This window comes from Hoeflea marina (genome assembly GCF_003182275.1).
GTDB classification, from domain to species: Bacteria; Pseudomonadota; Alphaproteobacteria; order Rhizobiales; family Rhizobiaceae; genus Hoeflea; species Hoeflea marina.
Genome location: NZ_QGTR01000005.1, coordinates 31,885 through 51,472, shown reverse-complemented (window position 1 = coordinate 51,472; position 19,588 = coordinate 31,885). Strand labels below are relative to the sequence as shown.

The window sequence follows — 19,588 nt, the reverse complement described above, 5'->3', positions numbered from 1 at the left end:
AAATGATCGGCTTCACAACGCTGTCACACTGCGCCTAATATAGTTTCAGGTGCCGAGTCGATCAGGAGCGTAGCTTGACGATTTATGTGTCTCCCCAGTCCCTGCCGGCGCTCGTGCTGAACGCCGATTACAGGCCGTTGAGTTATTATCCGCTTTCGCTGTGGTCCTGGCAGGATGCAGTCAAGGCGGTGTTCCTCGATCGCGTTCATATTGTCGCAGAGTATGATCATGCCGTGTCATCGCCGAGCTTCCAGATGCGGTTGCCGAGCGTGGTCTGCCTGAAGAGCTATGTGAAGCCGTCGCGGCATCCGGCCTTCACCCGCTTCAATGTGTTCCTGCGCGACCGCTTCCAGTGCCAGTACTGCCATTCGGGCGAGGATCTGACCTTCGATCATGTGATCCCGCGCCGCTGCGGCGGCCAGACGACATGGGAGAACGTGGTCGCCGCCTGCTCGCCGTGCAATCTGAAGAAGGGCGGCGAGATGCCCGAGCGCGCCGGCATGGTGCCGTTCCAGACTCCTTACCGACCGACCGTGCAGGACCTGCACAACAACGGCCGGATGTTCCCGCCGAATTTCCTCCACGAAAGCTGGATGGATTATCTCTACTGGGATGTCGAACTGCAGCCCTGAGCGGTCTATCGGCGATTGGAGACGGCCCCGCGCAGGGCGATGGCCGCTAGCACCAGGCTGGCGAGCACGTTCCAGCCGGCGAACGAGAGGCCAAGCACCCGCAGCGATGCCGCGTCGCAGGATGGCGGCTTCTTGGAATTGAGATCACCCAGCAGGTCTCCGGCATTGGTGGTCACGCCCTGCGCCGCGGTCGAGCAGGCGCTCGGCCCGGCCCAGAAATGCCATTCCACACCCGAATGATACACGCCCATGCCTGCGCCGACGACCATCAGGACGGCGATGATGACCAGCAATCCGCGCGTGGTCCACGCGGGGAGCTTCAGCACAAAGCTCAGAACGGCGAGAATGCCGAGCGGAAGGCCATAGTAATAGGGGTCGCGCTGCAGCAGGCAGAGCGCGCAGGGAATGTAGCCGCCGACATGCTCGAAGGCGAGCGCCGAGCCGACGGTGAAGGCCATGCCGAGTGTGACGAGAACCGACGAGCGGATCTGGACGGGGCCGGCCGGGGCAAGGAGGGGCGAGAAACCTGCCATGATCAGAACACGAACCTGACTGCGTAGAATCCCCCGAGCAGAAGCACGACGAAAGCGGTGAAAAGGAGGCCGAGATATTTCTCGATGAACAGGCGGATCGGCTCGCCGAAGCGGGAGAGAAGCCAGGTGACCAGAAAGAAGCGCATCGCCCGGCCGACCAGGCTGACGGCGGCGAAGACGAGGATGTTGAGCCCGGTGGCGCCGGAGAAGATCGTCAGCACCTTGTAGGGAAACGGCGTGACGGCGGCAAACAGGACACCCCAGCCGCCATAGGTGTTGTACCAGTCGGCGATGTGGTCGAACTTGTCGGTCATGCCGTAGGCGTCGAGGATCCAGACGCCGATGCTGTCATAGAGAAACTTGCCGATGCCGTAGCCCAGGAAGGCACCGAGCACCGAGCCGATGGTGCACAGCAGCGCGAACCGCATCCAGCGCTGCGGCGCCGACAGGGTCATGGGAATGAGCAGCACGTCCGGGGGAATCGGAAAGATCGAGCTTTCGACGAAGGCGACGCCGAACAGCGCCCGCTCGGCGTTCCGAGTGGCCGCAAGGGACATGGTCCAGTCGTAGAGGCGTCGAAGCATGGAGGATCCTTCCGGCGGAGCGTGGCCGAGGGGTTTTAGGCGCAAAGCGGTCGGGCGTAAACCGGCATTTGTGCCGGCGGCGTTATCGCCACTGCGCAGGCGTCGCCCGCCGGATGCGACTGAACAGCCGGGCGTATCAGCCTGGGGAATCGCCGGCGCCCGGGGTCCGCCTGCCGGACGCGTCATGCATCCCGGGGTGGAAAAAGCGTTTGACCGCGCCAAAACCCCGACTATAGTCCCGACCGTTCGCTCCGGTCCGCCGGACGCGCCCCCTTGGCGGAACTGGTAGACGCGCCTGACTCAAAATCAGGTTCCGAGAGGAGTGCTGGTTCGATTCCGGCAGGGGGCACCAAACCGTCTCAAGGGCCGGTTGATCCGTCTTCCATTTCGAATTGCGCAATCGACAACGCGACGAATCAAAAGCTGATTGCGCCTCTCCGCTTCAACGAAAAGCAGAGGCGCTCTGGCTCAGAAGCGCGGCAGTTGTTCCCCGGCCACGAAGGCGTCGAGCTTGTTCTGCTGCGCCTCGGTCAGCGGCCAGGCCGATGGCGGGCGGGCACGGCCGCAGTCGTGGCCGATGGCGGCGAGTGCCGCCTTGACGCCGGTGACATTGGTGCCGTTGAGCTCCTCGGCACGGATGTCCTCGAACACCCGCATGCCGGCGATCAGCCGGTTGGCAGTCGCGTAGTCTCCCGAATCGAGCGCGGCATGGATGGCAACCGAGCGCTGCGGCCAGACATTGATCAGGCCCGAGGTGAAGCCGCGCGCCCCCACCGCATAGAGCGGCGGCGCCCAGGTCTCGGCCAGCCCGCCGACCCAGATGATCGACGGATCGGTGCTGGCCATGGCGTCTGCGAGCTTCAACACATTGGGCGTCGCCCACTTGACGCCGGCCACGCCTTCGATAGCGCAGAGCTCGACGATGGCGCGGGTGCCGATCATGTCATTGCGCAGATAGAGCATCAGCGGCAGTCCATCGGACGCGCCCGCCACGCGGCGCACATATTCGACAAAGCCGCGCGGCGCGGAAAACGGATCGGGCGGCTGGTGCACCATCAGCGCATCGGCGCCGGCCCGGGCCGACGTCGTGGCCAGGCGGCAGGCATCCTGCACCGAGCGGCCGACGCCGCCGAACAGCGGGACGCGGCCATCGATGTGCTCGGCGGCGCCCGCCACCATCGCCTCGGCCTCGTCCATCGTCAGGCCGTAGAACTCGCCGGTGTTGCCGTTGGCCACCAGGATGTGCACGCCGGCGTCGACGGCGCGTTCGACGATCGGCTTCTGCCGTGCCGGCGCTATGCGGTCGTCAGAGTCAAACGGCGTGACAAGGATGCCGGAGATCCCGGAAAGGGCGGCGCGGAGTTCGGTGATGGTCTTGGGCATGGACGGTCCTGTCGGCGCTTCCGCTGGGATTGCGCTAGCGGTTGTTGGCTTTGCGCCATTCGGCGAATTTTTCGAGATTGGTCTCGTCCGTGGCCGGATAGAGCCCGATGATCGGAGCGCCAGCCTTGACGCGCTCGACCACGAAATCCTCGTAGGCGGTCATCTCGACCGCTTCCCGCGCGATCTCGTCGGCGATCCCGGATGGGATCACGATCACCGCGTCGTCGTCGCCGACGAGAATGTCGCCGGGAAAGACGGCGACATCGCCGCATCCGATCGGCACATTGATGTCTATGGCCTCGTGCAGGGTCAGATTGGTCGGGCTCGATGGACGGTGGTGATAGGCGGGAATGTCGAGTTCGCCGATGACCATGGAATCGCGGAAGCCGCCATCGGTGACGACGCCGGCGCCGCCGCGGACCATCAGACGGGTGATCAGGATGTCGCCGGAGCTGGCTGCGCGCGCATCCTTGCGGCTGTCCATCACCAGGATGGAGCCGGGCGGGCATTGCTCGATCGCCTGGCGCTGCGGATGCTGCGGGTTGCGGAATTCGACGAGCTGGTTGCGGTCCTCGCGCGCCGGCATGTAGCGCAGCGTGAAGGCGGGGCCGACCATGTTGCGGCCCTTGCGGGCGACCGGACGCACGTCCTGGATCACCTGGTTGCGCAGGCCGCGCTTGAACAAAGCGGTCGCCAGCGTTGCAACGGAGACAGCCATCAGCCGGGCGTGGGTATCCTTGTTCATGGTCTTGTCCTCAATAGATGTCGGGTTCGCCGGCGGGTCGGCCGAAGGCGGCGGTGAGAAAATCGAAGTCGCAGCCCTGGTCGGCCTGGGTCACATGCTGGGCAAACATCCAGCCGTAACCACGCTCGAAGGGCTGTGGCGGCGGGGCCCAGGCGGCGCGGCGGGCTTCAAGCTCCGCATCGTCGACGAGCATGTCGAGACTGCGGTTGGGAATGTCGAGGCGGATGACGTCGCCTGTCCTGAGCAGAGCCAGCGGCCCGCCGATGAAGGATTCGGGCGCCACATGCAGCACGCAGGCGCCGTAGGAGGTGCCCGACATGCGCGCATCCGAAATCCGCAGCATGTCGCGGTGGCCCTGCTTGATCAGCGCCTTTGGGATCGGCAGCATGCCCCATTCCGGCATGCCGGGACCACCGAGCGGTCCGGCATTGCGCAGCACCATGACGGTGTCGGGGGTGACATCGAGATCCTCGTCGTCGATGGCTGCCTTCATCTCCGGATAGCTGTCGAAGACCAGGGCAGGACCCTGGTGCTGCTGGAACTTCTGGTCGCAGGCTGCCGGCTTGATCACCGCGCCGTCAGGGCAGAGATTGCCGCGCAGCACTGCCAGCGAGCCCTCGTGGTAGACCGGGTTGGAGAGCGGCCGGATGACGTCGTCATTGTAGACTTCGGCGCCTTCCAGCGTCTCACCCAGGGTCTTGCCGGTCACGGTGATGGCGCTGGTGTCGAGCCGGTCGGTCAGTTGCGCCATCAACGCTCTAAGCCCGCCGGCATAGAAGAAATCCTCCATCAGGTAGTCCTTGCCCGAAGGCCGGACATTGCAGATGAGCGGCGTTGTGCGCCCGAGTGCGTCAAGGTCATCGAGAGTCAGGTCGACGCCGGCGCGGCGCGCCATGGCCAGCAGATGAATGACGGCATTGGTCGAGCAGCCCGTGGCCATGGCGACGATTGCCGCGTTGCGGATCGCTGACGGCGTGACGATCTGGTCGGGGGTGAGATCCTCCCAGACCATGTCGACAATCCGCCGTCCGCAGCCTGATGCCATGCGCTTGTGACCTGCATCCGGAGCCGGAATCGATGACGCGTTGGGCAGGCACAGGCCCATCGCTTCGGCAATCGCCGTCATGGTGGAGGCCGTGCCCATGGTCATGCAGGTGCCGTAGGAGCGGGCAATGCCACCTTCGACACCCTGCCACTGGGCGTCGGTGATGGTGCCGGCGCGGCGCTCGTCCCAGTATTTCCATGCGTCCGAGCCCGAGCCCAGGACCTGCCCGGCGTAGTTGCCGCGCAGCATGGGGCCTGCGGGCAGATAGATCATCGGCACACCGGCGGTCAGCGCGCCCATCACCAGGCCGGGCGTGGTCTTGTCGCAGCCGCCCATCAGCACCACGCCATCAAGGGGATGACTGCGGATCTGCTCCTCGGTCTCCATCGCCAGCAGGTTGCGGTACATCATCGAGGTCGGCTTGGTGAAGCTCTCGTCCACCGAGATCGCGGGCATCTCCAGCGGAATGCCCCCCGCCTGCAGCACGCCACGCTTCACGTCCTCGGCGCGGTCACGGAAATGGGCATGGCAGGGGTTGAGGTCGGACCAGGTGTTGAGGATGCCGATGAAGGGTTTGCCCACCCAGTCCTCTGGACCGTAGCCCATCTGCATCAGCCGTGAGCGGTGGCCGAAGCTGCGCAAATCGTCGGGGGCAACCCAGCGGGCCGATCGCAGGTCGGCGGCGGTCTTCTGCGGTTTCTTGCTCACGATCTGCTCTCCCTGCTTGCCCATGTACGGGCGCTTGTAGCTTATGTATGCGCAATCATTCACAGCGTCAACACGCATTGTCCATTCCACAAGCATAGCAACTCATAGCTTTTCGGTGGGCCGAAAGTGCTTGACAGGAGGGCTGCAGATATGAGCATTTGCAATGTATGCGCATACATAAATCGCGCAGGGCGGGAGCCGTTGCTGCACACGCAGGCGGTTTGCAGATCCGCAGCGGGCAGGACAGGAGGTCCGGTCGCGCTGCACGGCAGGGCAGGTGCCCGTGCTGCAACATTAAAGGGAGGATACCATGACCCGATTTTTCACCGAGCTCGGCCTGGCAGCAGGTCTCGCACTCATTTCCACGGCCGGCGCCCAGGCGCAGGAATTCCCGAGCAACGTTCGCGTGGTCATCGGTTCGACCTCGACCGGGGGCGATACCTATCAGGCATCATCCTTCATCGCGTCGGCGCTGTCGGAGAAACTCGGCATCAATGCCAAGGTTGACGCCGTCGGCCCGACCGAGGCCTTCAAGGCGATCGCGCGTGATCCGAGCGGCTCGACCATCATGATCCACCACGACCAGTCCTATCTCGGCTATCTCTACGGCATCAAGGGTTACGAGGACATCTTCGCCACCTACAAGATCGGCCCGACGCTGGCGGTCAACCCGGGCAACGCCTATCTGGTGCCGAAGAATTCGCCCTACCAGACCATCGGCGATGTGCTGAAAGCTGCCGAAAGCGGCACCCGCGTGCGCGTGGCGATCCAGCCGGGCGGCGTTTCCGAGATCGGTTTCTCGGCGCTGAAGAATGCGGCGAAGATCGCCAGCCCCGGTTCGGAAGCCAACATCGTGCCCGTCAACACCGGCTCGCAGGCCGACAAGGACCAACTGCTGTTTGACGGCCAGGCCGATGTCATCAACGGTTCGGTGCAGTCGAACGAACAGTACACGCGGCTTGCCGCCGACGACCAGAAGGCGATGCGCTTCGTCTGGCTGACCGCCGAGGGCAGCACCATTGCCGGCGGCAACGAGAGTGGCTACGGCGAAACCGGCCGCGATGCGCTGGCGCAGTTCGCTTCCCCCAATGCCAGCGTGACGCTCGACGGGTCGTCCGACTTCACCTTCGACAAGGTCTTCTTCATGATGTTCAACAAGGACATGGATCCGGCGCTGGTCGCCAAGATCGATGCCGCGCTGAAGGAAATCTACGCCGAGGGCAAGCTGGCTGAAACCTTGAAGGCGAACTTCTTCGTGCCGGCCTACAGGCCTACCGACGAAGCTGCGGCCTATCTTCAGAAAAAGAACGACGACTACGCCAAGGTCATTGAAGCCATCCGTCAGTAACCTCCCGGTGCGCGGTCGCCGGCAATGCCGGCGGCCGCGCCATCCACCGATCTCAAGATCGGGACCAGCCATCCCGAGGCGGAGCACCTGATGCAGCACTCATCCATCTTTGACGTCACCATCGATTTCAGCCGGTCGCACCTGATCTTTCCGACCATGATGGCGATCCTTCTCTGCATTCTCGGACTGGCTATCCTTGCCACCCGCTGGCGCGGGATTGCAGCGAGCCTGCGCAGTGACGGTCATTGGCCCTCGGGAATCGATCAGCCGCGCTTCTTTGGAACCCTTGTGCTGATCCTCGTCTATTTCCTTGCCATGCCTGTTGTCGGTGGCCTGTTTCCGAACCGCGGCTTCGGTTTCCTGCTCTGCTCGGCGCCGTTCATGTTCGCCCTGTCGGTGCTCTACATGCATGGCCGCGATACCCGCAAACTGGGAATCGCCTTTCTCTCGGCGCTCATCGCAACGACCCTGATCTGGTACCTGATGGCATCCGTCTTCAACCTCACTCTGCCTTGACGTCGCCCGGCCCGAAAGAGATCTGATCCATGGAACTTCTCGCCCACATTTCGCCGATGTTTGTGCTGCTGGTCTTTGTCGGCACGCTGATCGGAATCATCTTCGGCGCCATCCCGGGCATGACCGCCACCATGGCGGTCGCGGTCTGCCTGCCACTGACCTATTCGCTCGGGCTGCAGGAAGGGCTGGCGCTGCTGCTAGGGCTTTATGTCGGCGGCATTTCCGGCGGGCTGGTGCCCGCCATCCTGCTCAATATCCCCGGCACTCCAGCATCGATCGCCACCACCTTCGACGGCCATCCGATGAACCAGCGCGGCGAAGGCGAGATCGCACTCAAGCTCGGGATCTTCGCCTCGCTGTTCGGAGGCATTTTCAGCCTGGTGGCGCTGTATTTCTTCGCCCCGGCGTTGGCCGATTTCGCCATCAAGTTCTCCTATGTGGAGAAATTCCTGATCATCTTCTTTGCGCTGACCATCATGGGCGCACTGTGCTCAAACATGCTCGTCGGCGTCTTCAGCGGCGTGCTCGGCGTTCTGGTAAGCCTCGTGGGCGCCTACTCGACCGACAAGGGCGGCAATGGCGAATACCGGCTGATGTTCGAGTTCATGGAGCCCTATCTCTCCAGCGGGTTCTCGCTGCTGCCCGTGCTCATCGGAGTCTTCGGCCTGTCGAGCATCCTGATCGAGGCGGAAGAGGGGGTTCCGGCCACCGCCAGCACAACCGGCACCGCGACGGCGCGGCAGAAGAAGTTCCGGCTGACGATCTTCCGCGGCCAGGGCGTCAACCTGTTTCGCTCGGCCTTTATCGGAACCTTCGTCGGACTGCTGCCCGGCGTTGGCGGCAGCGCGGCGTCGATTATGTCCTACAGCCAGGCCAAGGCCTTTTCCAAGGATCCGCAGAGCTATGGCAAGGGCAACCCGGCGGGCATCATCGCTTCGGAAGCCTCCAACAACGGACTGACCGGAGGCGCACTCATTCCGCTGCTGTCGCTCGGTATTCCAGGTGACGCGACGACGGCGATCCTCATCGGCGCCTTCACCCTGCAGGGGGTGCAGGTGGGGCCGCTGTTCATCAGCGGCAACACCGATGTCTGGAACATGATCATCGTCGCCATGCTGCTTGCCAACATCTTCATGTTCGCGATGATGTACTTCGCCATCCGCCACATCGCCCGCATCGTCACGGTGCCCAAATACATCCTGCTGCCGATCATCCTGGTGATGTGCGTGGTGGGCTCCTACACCATCAACTACGGCATCATGTTCGACGTCTGGACGCTGTTCCTGTTCGGGCTGTTCGGCTATCTGGCGCACCGCATCGGGCTGGAGATCGCCCCCTTCATCATCGGCTTCATCCTCGGGCCGTCAGCGGAAATCTATTTCGTCAAGAGCCTCGAATCCTTCGGCACGCTGACGATCTTCTTCACCAAGAGCTGGATCGCCGGGGTGCTCTGGCTGCTGATTGCGCTGTCGATAGCCATGTCTGTGTGGATGGCCGGCTCTGCCGGACGGGCGGCGCGTGATCCGAAATAGCATCCAGCCGGCCGCGTGACTTGCAAGGCCGGCGAAGGACATGCAAGACAGTGACTCCGGACCGCCAGCGGCAGGCGGTCCAGCTTCCGAAACAACCATGTGGTCCCGATTTGCGCAAAGCCCGGATGGACAGTGAAGCGATGCAGCCAGGTGGCAAGAAGGCCGGTCCGATCACCATGGAGATGGTCGCGCGGATCGCTGGCGTGTCACAGGTCAGCGTATCGCGGGCGCTCAATCATCCGGAAAAGGTGGCGCCCGCCACGTTGGCGCGCATCAACGAGGCGATCCGCGCCACCGGTTTCGTGCCCAATCTGGTTGCCGGGGCACTGGCGTCGCGACGCTCGGGCATCATTGCGGCGCTGATACCGTCGATCACCAACATCACCTATTCAAGTTTCCTGCGGCCCTTCATTGAGGCCATGCGGCAGGCCGGCTATCAGATCATCCTGGCCGAAACCGGTTTTGACGAGCAGGAGGAAGCGGCGATGGTGCAGAATCTGCTGTCGCGCCAGCCCGAAGGCATTCTGCTGACCGGTGTCAACCATTCGCCTGACTGCCGCCGGATGCTGCTCGGCGCCGGGCTGCCGGTGGTGGAGGTCTGGGATACGTCTGAAAGTCCCATCGACATCAGCGTCGGCTTTTCCCATGTCGAGACCGGGCGGGCGATGGCCAGGTTCGCCTGGCAGAGGGGATACCGCCAGGCCGGCGTGCTGACGGCGCCGGATCAGCGCGCGCTCAGGCGCAAGGATGCCTTCTGCAGCGAATTCATAGCGCTCGGCGGCGCGGCGCCGGTGGAGCATGTCTGCGAGGGATCGGCCTCGATCAAGAACGGTCGCGAGGGGCTTGCCGGGCTGATGCGCAACGGGTTCACCTCGGGCGTGATCCAGTGCAGCTCCGATCTGTTTGCGCATGGGGTGCTGATCGAGGCGCAGGCTCGCAGCCTGAAGGTCCCTGGCGATGTGGCGGTCATCGGCTTCGGCGACATGGACTTTGCCGCCCACACGGTGCCGAAGCTGACCACCGTGCGCGTCGACCGTGACGTTCTCGGCCACACCGCGGCCGATGCGCTGTTGAAGCGGATTGGCGGACACAGGCTCACCGATTCCACGATCGATGTCGGCTTCAAGGTCATCGGCCGCCAAAGCGCCTGACGCCGGCGGTCACTCCATTCAAAGCGGATGAGATCCGTTCCGACCGGAAAGTCGTGCGTGTTCCGTCGTCAGGCGACAGGATTGCCGGGGCGCCCTGGCATTGGGCGAAACTCGCGTCAGACGCCATAACAATGTCAAAAAAGTATCGATCAGACGTTGAAGGCGTAGTAGCGGGCGTGACACTGCGCGGCTAAGCTTTGGTCATCGCGGAGTTCAAGCCGCAGCCTTTGGGAGGAGGCGCCGAGGCCCGGCACGACCCGGCCGACGGAAAAGGGAGGAGCGAGATATGAACCCAGACCTGGAAGTCGTTCAGATAGGCCGCTCGGAATCGTTCAAGGCCTGGGAGCACGGCCTGCCGTTCCATACGGTGCGGTGGCATTTTCATCCGGAGTACGAGATCCATCACGTGGTCGACACCAGCGGCCAGTACTTCGTCGGCGACTTCATAGGGGAATTCGAGCCCGGAAACCTGGTGCTCACCGGCCCGAACCTGCCGCACAACTGGGTCAGCGACGTGCCGCCCGGCGCGGTGCTGCCGCTGCGCGGCCGGGTGGTGCAGTTTTCCGAACAGTTTCTCGCGGACGCCACGAAGGCCCTGCCGGAATTGCAGGCTTCGCGGGACGTACTGGAACTCAGCCGGCGCGGGGCACTGTTTTCGCTGCACACGGCCGAGCTGGTGGCGCCGATGCTGGCCGAACTGGTGCACGCCCGGGGCATTCGCCGCATCGAACTGTTCATGGCCGTGTTGGGCGCTCTCAGCCGGGCAACGGGCACCAAGGCGCTGACCAGCTCGCGCTACCTGCCCGACCCGTCCGGCTTCATGTCGACGGGCATCAACGAGGCGCTGGCCTATATCAGCGGTCACCTGACCGAGCCTTTCAGCGAAAGCGACCTGGCTGATCTCGCGGGGCTGAGCCCGAGTTCGTTCTCGCGCTCGTTTCGCCGGCATACCGGCATGGCGCTGGTCGAATATGTCAACCGGCTCAGGATCAATCTGGCCTGCCAGTTGCTGATGAACCGCGGTGAGATGGCGATCACAGAGATCTGCTTTTCCGCCGGATTCAACAACATATCGAACTTCAACCGCCGGTTCCTGGCGCAGAAGGGCATGTCGCCCTCGCGCTTCAGGAGCCTGCTCCGCAAGAATATCAGGGCGGTGGAGGCCGCCTGAACCAGAGGGAGGAAGGGAGGAATACCATCGCCAGGACGGGACGCGGGGCTGCAGCTGCCATTCCGTGGCGGCTTCGCGCGTCCTGAATTCCGGCCGGCCGACGCCGGCCGCACATCGACGAAGATCGATCCGGATGTCCGGGGAGGTCCCTGACATCGACTTGATACCACGTGTTGCCGCAAGGCCGGCCAGGCCGGAGACCCTGCGGATCCGCAGACCTGATTGAAACGGAGAAAGCCCGATGATTACCACAGCCATGAAACTCACCGGCGCCGCAGCGCTGACCGCCATCCTGATGAGCGGCGCCGCGCTTGCGCAAACCGCGGGCACGGTCGCCTTCCTGATGCCCGACCAGGCATCGACCCGCTACGAGCAGCACGACTTCCCGGGCTTCAAGGCCGAGATGACCAAGCTCTGTCCCGACTGCACCGTGATCTACCAGAATGCCAATGCCGACGTGGCCCTGCAGCAACAGCAGTTCAACTCGGTCATCACCCAGGGAGCGAAGGTGATCGTGCTCGATCCCGTCGATTCGAGCGCCGCCGCGTCGCTGGTCAGCCTTGCCCAGGCGCAGGGCATCAAGGTCATCGCCTATGACCGGCCGATCCCCGGCAAGACCGCCGACTACTACGTGTCCTTCGACAATCAGGGCATCGGCAAGGCAATCGCCGAATCGCTGATGAACCATCTCAAGCAAATGGGCGTGCCCACCGACAAGGGCGGCGTGCTGCAGATCAATGGCTCGCCCACAGATGCCGCAGCGGGACTGATCAAGGACGGCATCCACGAAGGCATCGCGGCAGGCGGTTACAAGACGCTGGCCGAGTTCGACACGCCGGACTGGGCGCCGCCGAAGGCACAGGAATGGGCAAGCGGCCAGATCACCCGCTTCGGCGCCGACATCATCGGCGTGGTGGCGGCCAATGACGGCACCGGCGGCGGCGCCATCGCGGCCTTCAAGGCGGCCGGGATCGATCCGGTTCCGCCGGTCACCGGCAACGATGCGACGATCGCGGCGCTTCAGCTGATCATCGCCGGCGACCAGTACAACACCATCTCCAAGCCCTCGGAGATCGTCGCGGCCGCGGCCGCGAATGTGGCCGTCAAGATGCTCAACGGCGAGACGCCCGCCGCAGAGATGACGCTCTACGACACGCCCTCGCAGTTGTTCGTGCCCGCGGTGGTCACCCGCGAAAACCTGAAGGCCGAGATCATCGACAAGGGCATCAACACCGCTGCCGAACTCTGCACCGGCCGCTATGCGGAAGGCTGTGACGAACTCGGCATCAAGTGATCCTGTGAACATCGCCCGGCCGCGTTCGCGCGGCCGGGCGAGACATCGTCTCCAGCCAATCCGGACCGCGCCGGCAGGAGTATCCGCCATGACCGACAGATCCCAGCGATCAAGACCCACGGGCGAGTTGCTGCTCAGCCTCCGGGAGATATCCAAGAATTTCGGCGCCGTCTCGGCCCTGACCGGCATCGATCTCGATGTCCATGCCGGCGAAGTGGTGGCCCTGGTGGGCGACAACGGCGCCGGCAAGTCGACGCTGGTCAAGATCCTTGCCGGCGTGCACCAGCCGACCACCGGGACGATCTCGTTCCAGGGCAGGCCTGTCCACCTGTCCACGCCAAGCGCCGCGCTGCAGCTCGGCATTGCCACCGTGTTCCAGGACCTGGCACTGTGCGAAAATCTCGATGTCGTGGCCAATATCTTCCTGGGCCAGGAACTGAGCCCCTTGCGGCTCGACGAGGTGGCGATGGAAGTCCGGTCCTGGACCTTGCTCAATGAGCTTGCCGCCCGCATTCCCAATGTGCGCGACGTGGTGGCGTCGCTGTCGGGCGGCCAGCGCCAGACCGTCGCCATCGCCCGCTCGCTGCTGCTCGACCCGCGCATCATCATGCTCGACGAACCCACCGCGGCGCTCGGCGTCGCCCAGACCGCGGAGGTGCTCAACCTGGTCGAGCGGGTCCGCGATCGCGGCCTTGGCGTCATCATGATCAGCCACAATATGGAGGACGTGCGCGCCGTCGCCGACCGCATCGTGGTGCTGAGGCTGGGACGCAACAACGGCATCTTCACGCCGGACGCCTCCAATCAGGACCTAGTGGGCGCCATCACCGGCGCCACCGACAACGCCGTTTCCCGCCGCGAGGGACGCCTGCAGGGCGGCCGCGAGCAATTCCCGGAGGCATTGCAATGAGCAACGACATTCCCGTCGCGAAGCCCGCACCCACCCAGCTCGACCGCAGCGACGTGCGCGTCAGCCATGCCACCGGCATCTCCGGGGCGGTCGGCTCCTTCTTCAACCGGGTGAAATCCGGCGATCTCGGCTCGCTGCCCGTGGTGGTGGGCCTGCTGATCATCTGGAGCGTGTTCACCAGCCTCAATCCGGTGTTCCTTTCGGCCAACAATCTGGTCAATCTTCTGTTTGACTGCTCCACCGTCGGCGTGATTGCGCTCGGCATTGTCTGCGTGCTGATGCTGGGCGAGATCGACCTGTCGGTGGGTTCGATGAGCGGGGTCGGCTCGGCGCTGATCGGCGTGCTCTGGGTCAACCAGGGCGTGCCGCTGCCGCTGGCCATCGCTGCCGCGGTGACCATGGGCGCCATCGTCGGGGCCATCTACGCCTCGCTGCGGACGCGGCTCGGGATGCCGAGCTTCGTCTCGACGCTGTCCGGCCTGCTCGCCCTGCTCGGGCTACAGCTCTACATGCTCGGCTCTACCGGCTCGATCAACCTGCCCTATGGCTCGGGCATGGTGAATTTCGGCCAGCTCATGATCATGCCGGCCTGGGTTTCCTATCTGCTGGCGCTGCTTCCCGGCCTGGTGATCCTTTACACCGGCCTCAGGGCAATGGACCAGCGCCGCAATGCCAATCTCACCCCGGGCTCGACGGGCGGGCTGGTGCTCAAGGCCTCGGCCATCGCCGCGGGCCTCGTCGGCATCGTCTTCTACCTCAACACCGGGCGCGGGGTGCCGTGGATGTTCGGCCTGTTCGTCGGGCTTGTGGTGGTGATGAACTACGCGCTGACCCGCACCAAGTGGGGCCGGTCGATGACGGCGGTGGGCGGCAACGCGGAAGCGGCGCGCCGAGCCGGCATCAGCGTGCGCCGGATCTACATCTCGGCCTTCATGCTGTGCTCTATGTTCGCCGCACTCGGCGGCGTGCTGTCGTCGGCGCGGCTGGCGTCGGCCAGCCAGCAGGCGGGCACGGGCGACGTCAATCTCAATGCCATCGCCGCGGCGGTGATCGGCGGTACCAGCCTGTTCGGCGGTCGGGGCAATGCCTGGTCGGCGCTGCTCGGCATCATCGTCATCCAGTCGATCGCCAACGGGCTGACGCTGCTCAACCTGTCGTCGTCGCTCCGCTACATGATCACCGGTGGTGTGCTCGCCATCGCCGTGATCGTTGATTCCCTGGCGCGCCAGAGCCGCGTCTCGCACGGCCGCGCGTAACGGCACCGGTTGCAAGGAACCCACTCATGACTGACACACTGAACGGAAAGATCGCCGCCGTCACCGGCGCGGCGTCGGGGATCGGATTGGAATGCGCCCGGGCGATGCTCAGGGCGGGGGCGACTGTCGTGCTCGTCGATCGCGCGGAGGACCGGCTTGCCGGCCTGTGCGCGGACATGGGGCCCGGTGCCATTCCCCTGGTGATCGATCTGATGGACCCCTCGAGCGTCGCCACCATGGTCCCCCAGATCCTTGAAAAGGCGGGCGGCCTCGACATCTTCCATGCCAATGCCGGCTCCTATGTCGGCGGCGACGTGGTCACCGGCGATCCCGATGCCTGGGACCGGATGCTCAATCTCAACATCAACGCGGTGTTCCGCTCGGTTCATGCGGTCCTGCAGCACATGGTGGCGCAGAAGAGTGGCGACATCATCGTCACCAGTTCGGTGGCCGGCGTGGTGCCGGTGGTCTGGGAGCCGATCTACACAGCGTCCAAGCACGCCATCCAGGCCTTTGTGCACACGGTGCGGCGGCAGGTGGCGGGGCACGGCATCCGCGTCGGTGCCGTGGCGCCCGGCCCGGTGGTGACCGCGCTGCTCGACGACTGGCCGAAGGAAAAGATGGACGAGGCGCTCGCCAACGGCAGCCTGATGCAGCCCGGGGAAGTGGCCGAGGCGGTGCTCTTCATGCTGACGCGGCCGCGCAACGTCACCATTCGCGATCTCGTTATCCTGCCGCAAAGCGTTGACATTTGAGCGGCTGAGCGCCGACATGCGCGTGCGGCATCGGGCCGCGGCCGACCAACACCCACGAATGGCGAACCCATGAGCGCAGACAACACCCCCGACGCGAGCCGCTGCCGGTTCTTCATCGGCGTCGATGTCGGGACCGGCAGCGCACGTGCCGGCGTCTTCGACGCGGACGGCCGGCTGCTTGCCGCAGCAAAGCGTCCGGTCAGCACATGGCACGACAGCGGAAACCGGGTCGAGCAGTCCAGCGAGCAGATCTGGGCAGCCGTCTGCGCCAGCGTGCGCGAGGCGGTGGTTTCCGCAGGAGTCCCTGCGGGCGAGGTGGCCGGCATCGGATTTGATGCCACATGCTCGCTGGTGCTGGTGGGGGCCGGAGGCGGGCCGGTCGGCGTGGGACAGTCGGGCGACCCCCAGCGCAATGTCATGGTCTGGATGGATCATCGCGCCGCGGGCGAGGCGGCGGAGATCAATGCCGGCGGACACGCGGTGCTGCGCTATGTCGGCGGCCGCGTCTCGCCGGAAATGGAAACGCCGAAGCTGCTCTGGCTCAAGCGCAACCTGCCGCAGTCCTTCGCCAGCGCGGAGCAGTTCTTCGATCTGTCCGACTACCTGACCTGGCGCTCGACCGGCTCGCTGAGCCGTTCGGTCTGCACAGTGACCTGCAAATGGACCTATCTGGCGCACGAGAAGCGCTGGGATGCAGATTATTTCAGGGCCATCGGCCTGGACGAACTGGCGAACGAAGGTTTCGCCCGGATCGGCACCGAGATCGTCGATGCGGGCACCCCGCTGGGCGGCGGACTGACCGCCGCGGCCGCGGCCGATCTCGGCCTGGCGCAGGGCACCGCCGTCGGTGCGGCGCTGATCGATGCCCATGCAGGCGGCATCGGAACACTCGGGGCGGAGGTGGCCGGCTTCGACCCCAGAGTCAGTTCGCGGCTCGCCTACATCTTCGGAACCTCCGCCTGCTCTATGGCCTCGAGCCCTGAGCCGGTCTTCGTCGACGGCGTCTGGGGCCCATATTTCTCGGCCATGGTGCCCGGCCTCTGGCTCAACGAGGGTGGTCAGTCGGCGGCAGGCGCGGCGATCGATCATCTGGTCACGCTGCATCCGGCGGCGCCGGCGGCGCGGGCTCGGGCGGATGCAGACGGTCTGTCGCTGGTGGCCTGGCTCGACCGGGAAGCGACGGAGATGGGCGGCGCGACGGCGCAGGCGGTGCTGCTGGCCGGCGGCGTGCAGGTGGTTCCGGAATTTCTCGGCAACCGCTCCCCCTTCGCCGATCCTGAAGCCAGAGCGGTGATTTCCGGCCTGGGGCTCGAGACCGGGGTGCCGTCGCTCGTCGGCCTCTATGTCGCCGGACTCTGCGGCATCGGTTACGGGCTCAGGCAGTTGCTGGAGAAGCTTGGCGCGGATGGCATTCGCATCGAGCTGATCGTCGCCAGCGGAGGCGCCGCGCAAAGCGGCCTGGTGCGCCAGGTTCTCGCCGACACGACCGGCGTGCCGGTGGCGGTGACCGCGACGGAGGAGCCGGTACTGCTCGGCTCCGCCATGCTCGCAGCGGTGGCGGCCGGCCGATATCCCGCTCTCGCCGAGGCCATGAGCGCGATGTCGGTCATCGACACGGTCTTCCTCCCGGCCGGCGGCGAGATCGCCGTGCTGCACGACAAACGGTTCGCCGCCTTCGAGATGCTGCAGTCGGCCGAACGGGCGATTCGCGCACAATTGTCCTGACGCATGTTACCCGGAAGTGGGCAGCGGTTTCGGGACTGCGACATCCATGATTGCAAAGAGCCGCAGAGCGCTCTGCTTTCATTGGATCACGGACGCGCTGCAAGGTATCGGCTTGCCGCAAATTCACTTCGCCTGGAAATGCCCTAATGCATGTCGGGATGGTCTTTGAGCGGCATGTCATCGCGCAGCGGGACCGTCTGACGCTCGATCATCCTGTGGACATGCGGCGGCCTGTCGCCCTTGTGCAGCGCCCTGAGCCGCTCGGCGGATTCGGCGTCGGCCTTGGTGCGGCGCTGGTTGTGGCGGACATACTCGATCCAGGTGGCGACGTGGTAGGTCTCAGTCCAGATGTCCGGATTCTCCAGGTCGCGCAGCAAGGCCCATTGCCGGGCGCCGTCGCGAATGCGGATCCGCCGTCGCGCGGCCATGGCGGCAAGAAACGCCGGCACGTTCTCCTGAGCTATGTCGTAGTCGACCATGATCATGATCGGACCGCTGCGGTACTTCAGGTCAAGCCGCAGCTGCGGTTCGCTGAAGCGGTCGAGGGGATCGAAATTGTTGCCCTCGAACTCAGGCAGCGGCAGCCTCAGTCCGACGAGGGCGCCGAGCACCAGCCAGGCGCCGGAGATCAGCAGGGCCCGGTCGGAGCCGTGCGAATCGGCAATCGTGCCCCAGAGCCAGCTGCCGCCGGCCATGCCGCCGAAGGTGGCGGTCTGGTAAAGCGCGAGGGCGCGACCGACCACCCAACGCGGGGTCGACAGCTGCACCGTCGCGTTGAACAGCGACAAGGCCATGACCCAGCAGGCGCCGCAGAAGAGCAGCGTCAGGCAGCTCAACCAGATCTCCCGGCTCAGGCCAAGGACCACCACGGCGGCGGAGAAGACCAGGAAGGCGGAGCGAACGATGGTCTCGTTGGAATACCGCTCCCGGAGCGGCCCGCTGGCAAAGGCGCCGCCGATGGCGCCAAAACCGAAGCAGCCGAGCATGATGCCGTAGGTCAGGGCGCTGCCGCCGAGCAGGTTGCGGGCCACCAGCGGCAACAGCGCGAGCACCGCGATGGCCGTGAATCCGAAGAGAAAGCCGCGGAACATCACCTTGACCAGGTTGGGTGACATGGCGACATAGCGCAGGCCGGCGGCGACGGCCGGGGCGAAGGCCTCGCGCGGGAGGGTGGCCGCCGGCCGCAACGGCGTCCAGCGGAGAAGCGCGATGATCAGCGTCAGATAGCTCGCGGCGTTGATGGCGAAGGCTGCCGCGGCGCCGATGGCGGCAACCACGGCGCCGCCGATGGCCGGGCCGACGCTGCGCATCAAGTTGAACCCCATGGAGTTGACCAGCACCGCCGACGGCAAGTCTTCGCGCGGCACGATGTCGCCCATCGAGGACTGCCAGGAGGGATTGTGCAGCGCCGTGCCGCAGCCGATTAGAAAGGTGAAACCGAGCAGCAGCCAGGGGGTGAGCAGATCCGTGTAGGCGCAGACCGTCAGCGCCACCGAGACCAGCAGCATGAAGATCTGTGCGGTGAGCATGATCTTGCGCCGGTCCAGTCCGTCGGCGAGAGCACCGGCAGGCAGCGAGAACAGCATGATCGGGAGCGCAGTGGAGGCCTGCACCAGTGCCACCATGTCCGAGGATGTTGCAATCGAGGTCATCATCCAACCGGCCCCGACCGCCTGGATCAGGCCGCCGAGATTGGAGGCAAGCGTGGCGGTCCAGAGGGCTCGGAACGGGGCGTTCTGAAACAGGCGCAGGGGGGATGCGTGTTGCGGCACGTCGCGGACCTTCCTGAGGGGGAAATCACATTCGCGGATACCCTTCCGGGATAGACCGCGCAATTGTGACAGGCAAGTCAATCCGGGTGACGTCGCCCGCTTTTCGGCACTGCCACGGCGCACGGCGGACGGCATCCGACGGGTCCCGTGACCGTTGGCGCGCAGCACTCGGCTTCGCGGACCCGCACCGGGGACAGCGCGGTCGAGGCGGCGCCTGCCCCAGCTTCGATCCGCCGTCAGCCGCCTGGGCGGCGGGCGGAAGCGGGAAGCGGCCGGTCGCCGAAATCGATCGTCGAGCGTTGCAGCACGGTCCCCGAACCATCAACGAGCAGGCGGAACCGCCGGCTCGGCGAGAAGAATGTCAGCCGATAGCGACCATCGTCGTCGCCCACGCCCTTTTCCGTGAGGCTGGTGATGGAGCCGTCGTGCATGCCCGCCTGCAGCCCCGCTTCATTGATGCCGAGCCCCTCGGCGATGAGCCCGGCGTCGATCTCAAAACCGCCGTCTTCGAAGCGGATCTGGTTCATC

The 19,588-nt window shown here is 65.1% G+C and carries 18 protein-coding genes and 1 tRNA gene; 12 read left to right on the top strand and 7 right to left on the bottom strand.

Annotated features, from left to right (window positions below; genetic code table 11):
* Positions 1 to 74 precede the first annotated feature (74 nt).
* Positions 75 to 632: an HNH endonuclease gene (locus tag DFR52_RS18450; protein ID WP_110033495.1), complete on the top strand. Its 558-nt coding sequence runs from the start codon at positions 75 to 77 to the stop codon at positions 630 to 632.
* A 5-nt stretch (positions 633 to 637) separates the two neighbouring features.
* Here the strand turns inward: DFR52_RS18450 and DFR52_RS18445 are convergent, their stop codons facing one another.
* Positions 638 to 1,165 carry a disulfide bond formation protein B gene (locus tag DFR52_RS18445; protein WP_110033494.1) on the bottom strand — a complete coding sequence of 176 codons (528 nt, stop codon included), beginning with the start codon at positions 1,163 to 1,165 and terminating at the stop codon, positions 638 to 640.
* Positions 1,166 to 1,167: 2 nt separating this feature from the next.
* Positions 1,168 to 1,749 (bottom strand): YqaA family protein, encoded by a 582-nt coding sequence (locus DFR52_RS18440; RefSeq protein WP_110033493.1) that lies wholly within the window; start codon positions 1,747 to 1,749, stop codon positions 1,168 to 1,170.
* A gap of 267 nt (positions 1,750 to 2,016) precedes the next feature.
* On the opposite strand from DFR52_RS18440, the gene DFR52_RS18435 reads away from it, so the two are divergent.
* Positions 2,017 to 2,101 (top strand) — tRNA-Leu (locus DFR52_RS18435).
* Between the two features lie 116 nt (positions 2,102 to 2,217).
* Here DFR52_RS18435 and DFR52_RS18430 read toward each other — a convergent pair.
* From DFR52_RS18430 to araD, 3 genes are read right to left on the bottom strand one after another with little or no spacing between them, the layout of a single operon-like run.
* Positions 2,218 to 3,132: a dihydrodipicolinate synthase family protein gene (locus tag DFR52_RS18430; RefSeq protein ID WP_110033492.1), complete on the bottom strand. Its 915-nt coding sequence runs from the start codon at positions 3,130 to 3,132 to the stop codon at positions 2,218 to 2,220.
* A gap of 34 nt (positions 3,133 to 3,166) precedes the next feature.
* Positions 3,167 to 3,877 (bottom strand): ribonuclease activity regulator RraA, encoded by a 711-nt coding sequence (locus DFR52_RS18425; RefSeq protein ID WP_110033491.1) that lies wholly within the window; start codon positions 3,875 to 3,877, stop codon positions 3,167 to 3,169.
* Between the two features lie 10 nt (positions 3,878 to 3,887).
* Complete coding sequence (gene araD / locus DFR52_RS18420) at positions 3,888 to 5,630, bottom strand: L-arabinonate dehydratase (RefSeq protein WP_110033778.1); 1,743 nt, start codon at positions 5,628 to 5,630, stop codon at positions 3,888 to 3,890.
* A gap of 310 nt (positions 5,631 to 5,940) precedes the next feature.
* Here araD and DFR52_RS18415 point away from each other — a divergent pair, with 310 nt between their 5' ends.
* The 10 genes from DFR52_RS18415 (at position 5,941) to DFR52_RS18370 (ending at position 17,288) form a co-directional block, all read left to right on the top strand.
* A complete protein-coding gene (locus DFR52_RS18415; RefSeq protein WP_110033490.1) occupies positions 5,941 to 6,978 on the top strand; it encodes a type 2 periplasmic-binding domain-containing protein in 1,038 nt (345 codons plus the stop codon).
* Positions 6,979 to 7,068: 90 nt separating this feature from the next.
* The gene (locus DFR52_RS18410) at positions 7,069 to 7,494 is read left to right on the top strand and encodes a tripartite tricarboxylate transporter TctB family protein (protein WP_158284999.1); all 426 of its coding nucleotides are present in this window, start codon (positions 7,069 to 7,071) and stop codon (positions 7,492 to 7,494) included.
* Positions 7,495 to 7,523: 29 nt separating this feature from the next.
* Entirely contained in the window at positions 7,524 to 9,026 is a 1,503-nt protein-coding gene (locus tag DFR52_RS18405; RefSeq protein WP_110033488.1) for a tripartite tricarboxylate transporter permease, read from the top strand.
* A gap of 125 nt (positions 9,027 to 9,151) precedes the next feature.
* A complete protein-coding gene (locus DFR52_RS18400; RefSeq protein ID WP_245415398.1) occupies positions 9,152 to 10,177 on the top strand; it encodes a LacI family DNA-binding transcriptional regulator in 1,026 nt (341 codons plus the stop codon).
* Between the two features lie 286 nt (positions 10,178 to 10,463).
* The gene (locus DFR52_RS18395) at positions 10,464 to 11,348 is read left to right on the top strand and encodes an AraC family transcriptional regulator (protein WP_110033487.1); all 885 of its coding nucleotides are present in this window, start codon (positions 10,464 to 10,466) and stop codon (positions 11,346 to 11,348) included.
* A 256-nt stretch (positions 11,349 to 11,604) separates the two neighbouring features.
* Complete coding sequence (locus DFR52_RS18390) at positions 11,605 to 12,642, top strand: ABC transporter substrate-binding protein (RefSeq protein WP_425351228.1); 1,038 nt, start codon at positions 11,605 to 11,607, stop codon at positions 12,640 to 12,642.
* An 88-nt stretch (positions 12,643 to 12,730) separates the two neighbouring features.
* Positions 12,731 to 13,552, top strand: a complete 822-nt coding sequence (locus tag DFR52_RS18385; RefSeq protein ID WP_110033485.1) for an ATP-binding cassette domain-containing protein — start codon at positions 12,731 to 12,733, stop codon at positions 13,550 to 13,552.
* Positions 13,549 to 14,808, top strand: a complete 1,260-nt coding sequence (locus DFR52_RS18380) for a sugar ABC transporter permease (RefSeq protein ID WP_110033484.1) — start codon at positions 13,549 to 13,551, stop codon at positions 14,806 to 14,808. Before DFR52_RS18385 ends, DFR52_RS18380 begins: the two co-directional genes overlap by 4 nt.
* A gap of 26 nt (positions 14,809 to 14,834) precedes the next feature.
* A complete protein-coding gene (locus tag DFR52_RS18375) occupies positions 14,835 to 15,563 on the top strand; it encodes an SDR family oxidoreductase (RefSeq protein WP_110033483.1) in 729 nt (242 codons plus the stop codon).
* A 69-nt stretch (positions 15,564 to 15,632) separates the two neighbouring features.
* Positions 15,633 to 17,288, top strand: coding sequence for an FGGY-family carbohydrate kinase (locus DFR52_RS18370; protein ID WP_110033482.1), 1,656 nt, complete (start codon positions 15,633 to 15,635; stop codon positions 17,286 to 17,288).
* Positions 17,289 to 17,431: 143 nt separating this feature from the next.
* Here DFR52_RS18370 and DFR52_RS18365 read toward each other — a convergent pair whose 3' ends face one another.
* Entirely contained in the window at positions 17,432 to 19,060 is a 1,629-nt protein-coding gene (locus DFR52_RS18365) for an MFS transporter (RefSeq protein ID WP_110033481.1), read from the bottom strand.
* Between the two features lie 236 nt (positions 19,061 to 19,296).
* On the bottom strand, positions 19,297 to 19,587 hold the full coding sequence (locus DFR52_RS18360) for a DUF6522 family protein (RefSeq protein ID WP_110033480.1): 291 nt from the start codon (positions 19,585 to 19,587) through the stop codon (positions 19,297 to 19,299).
* Position 19,588: the final 1 nt, after the last annotated feature.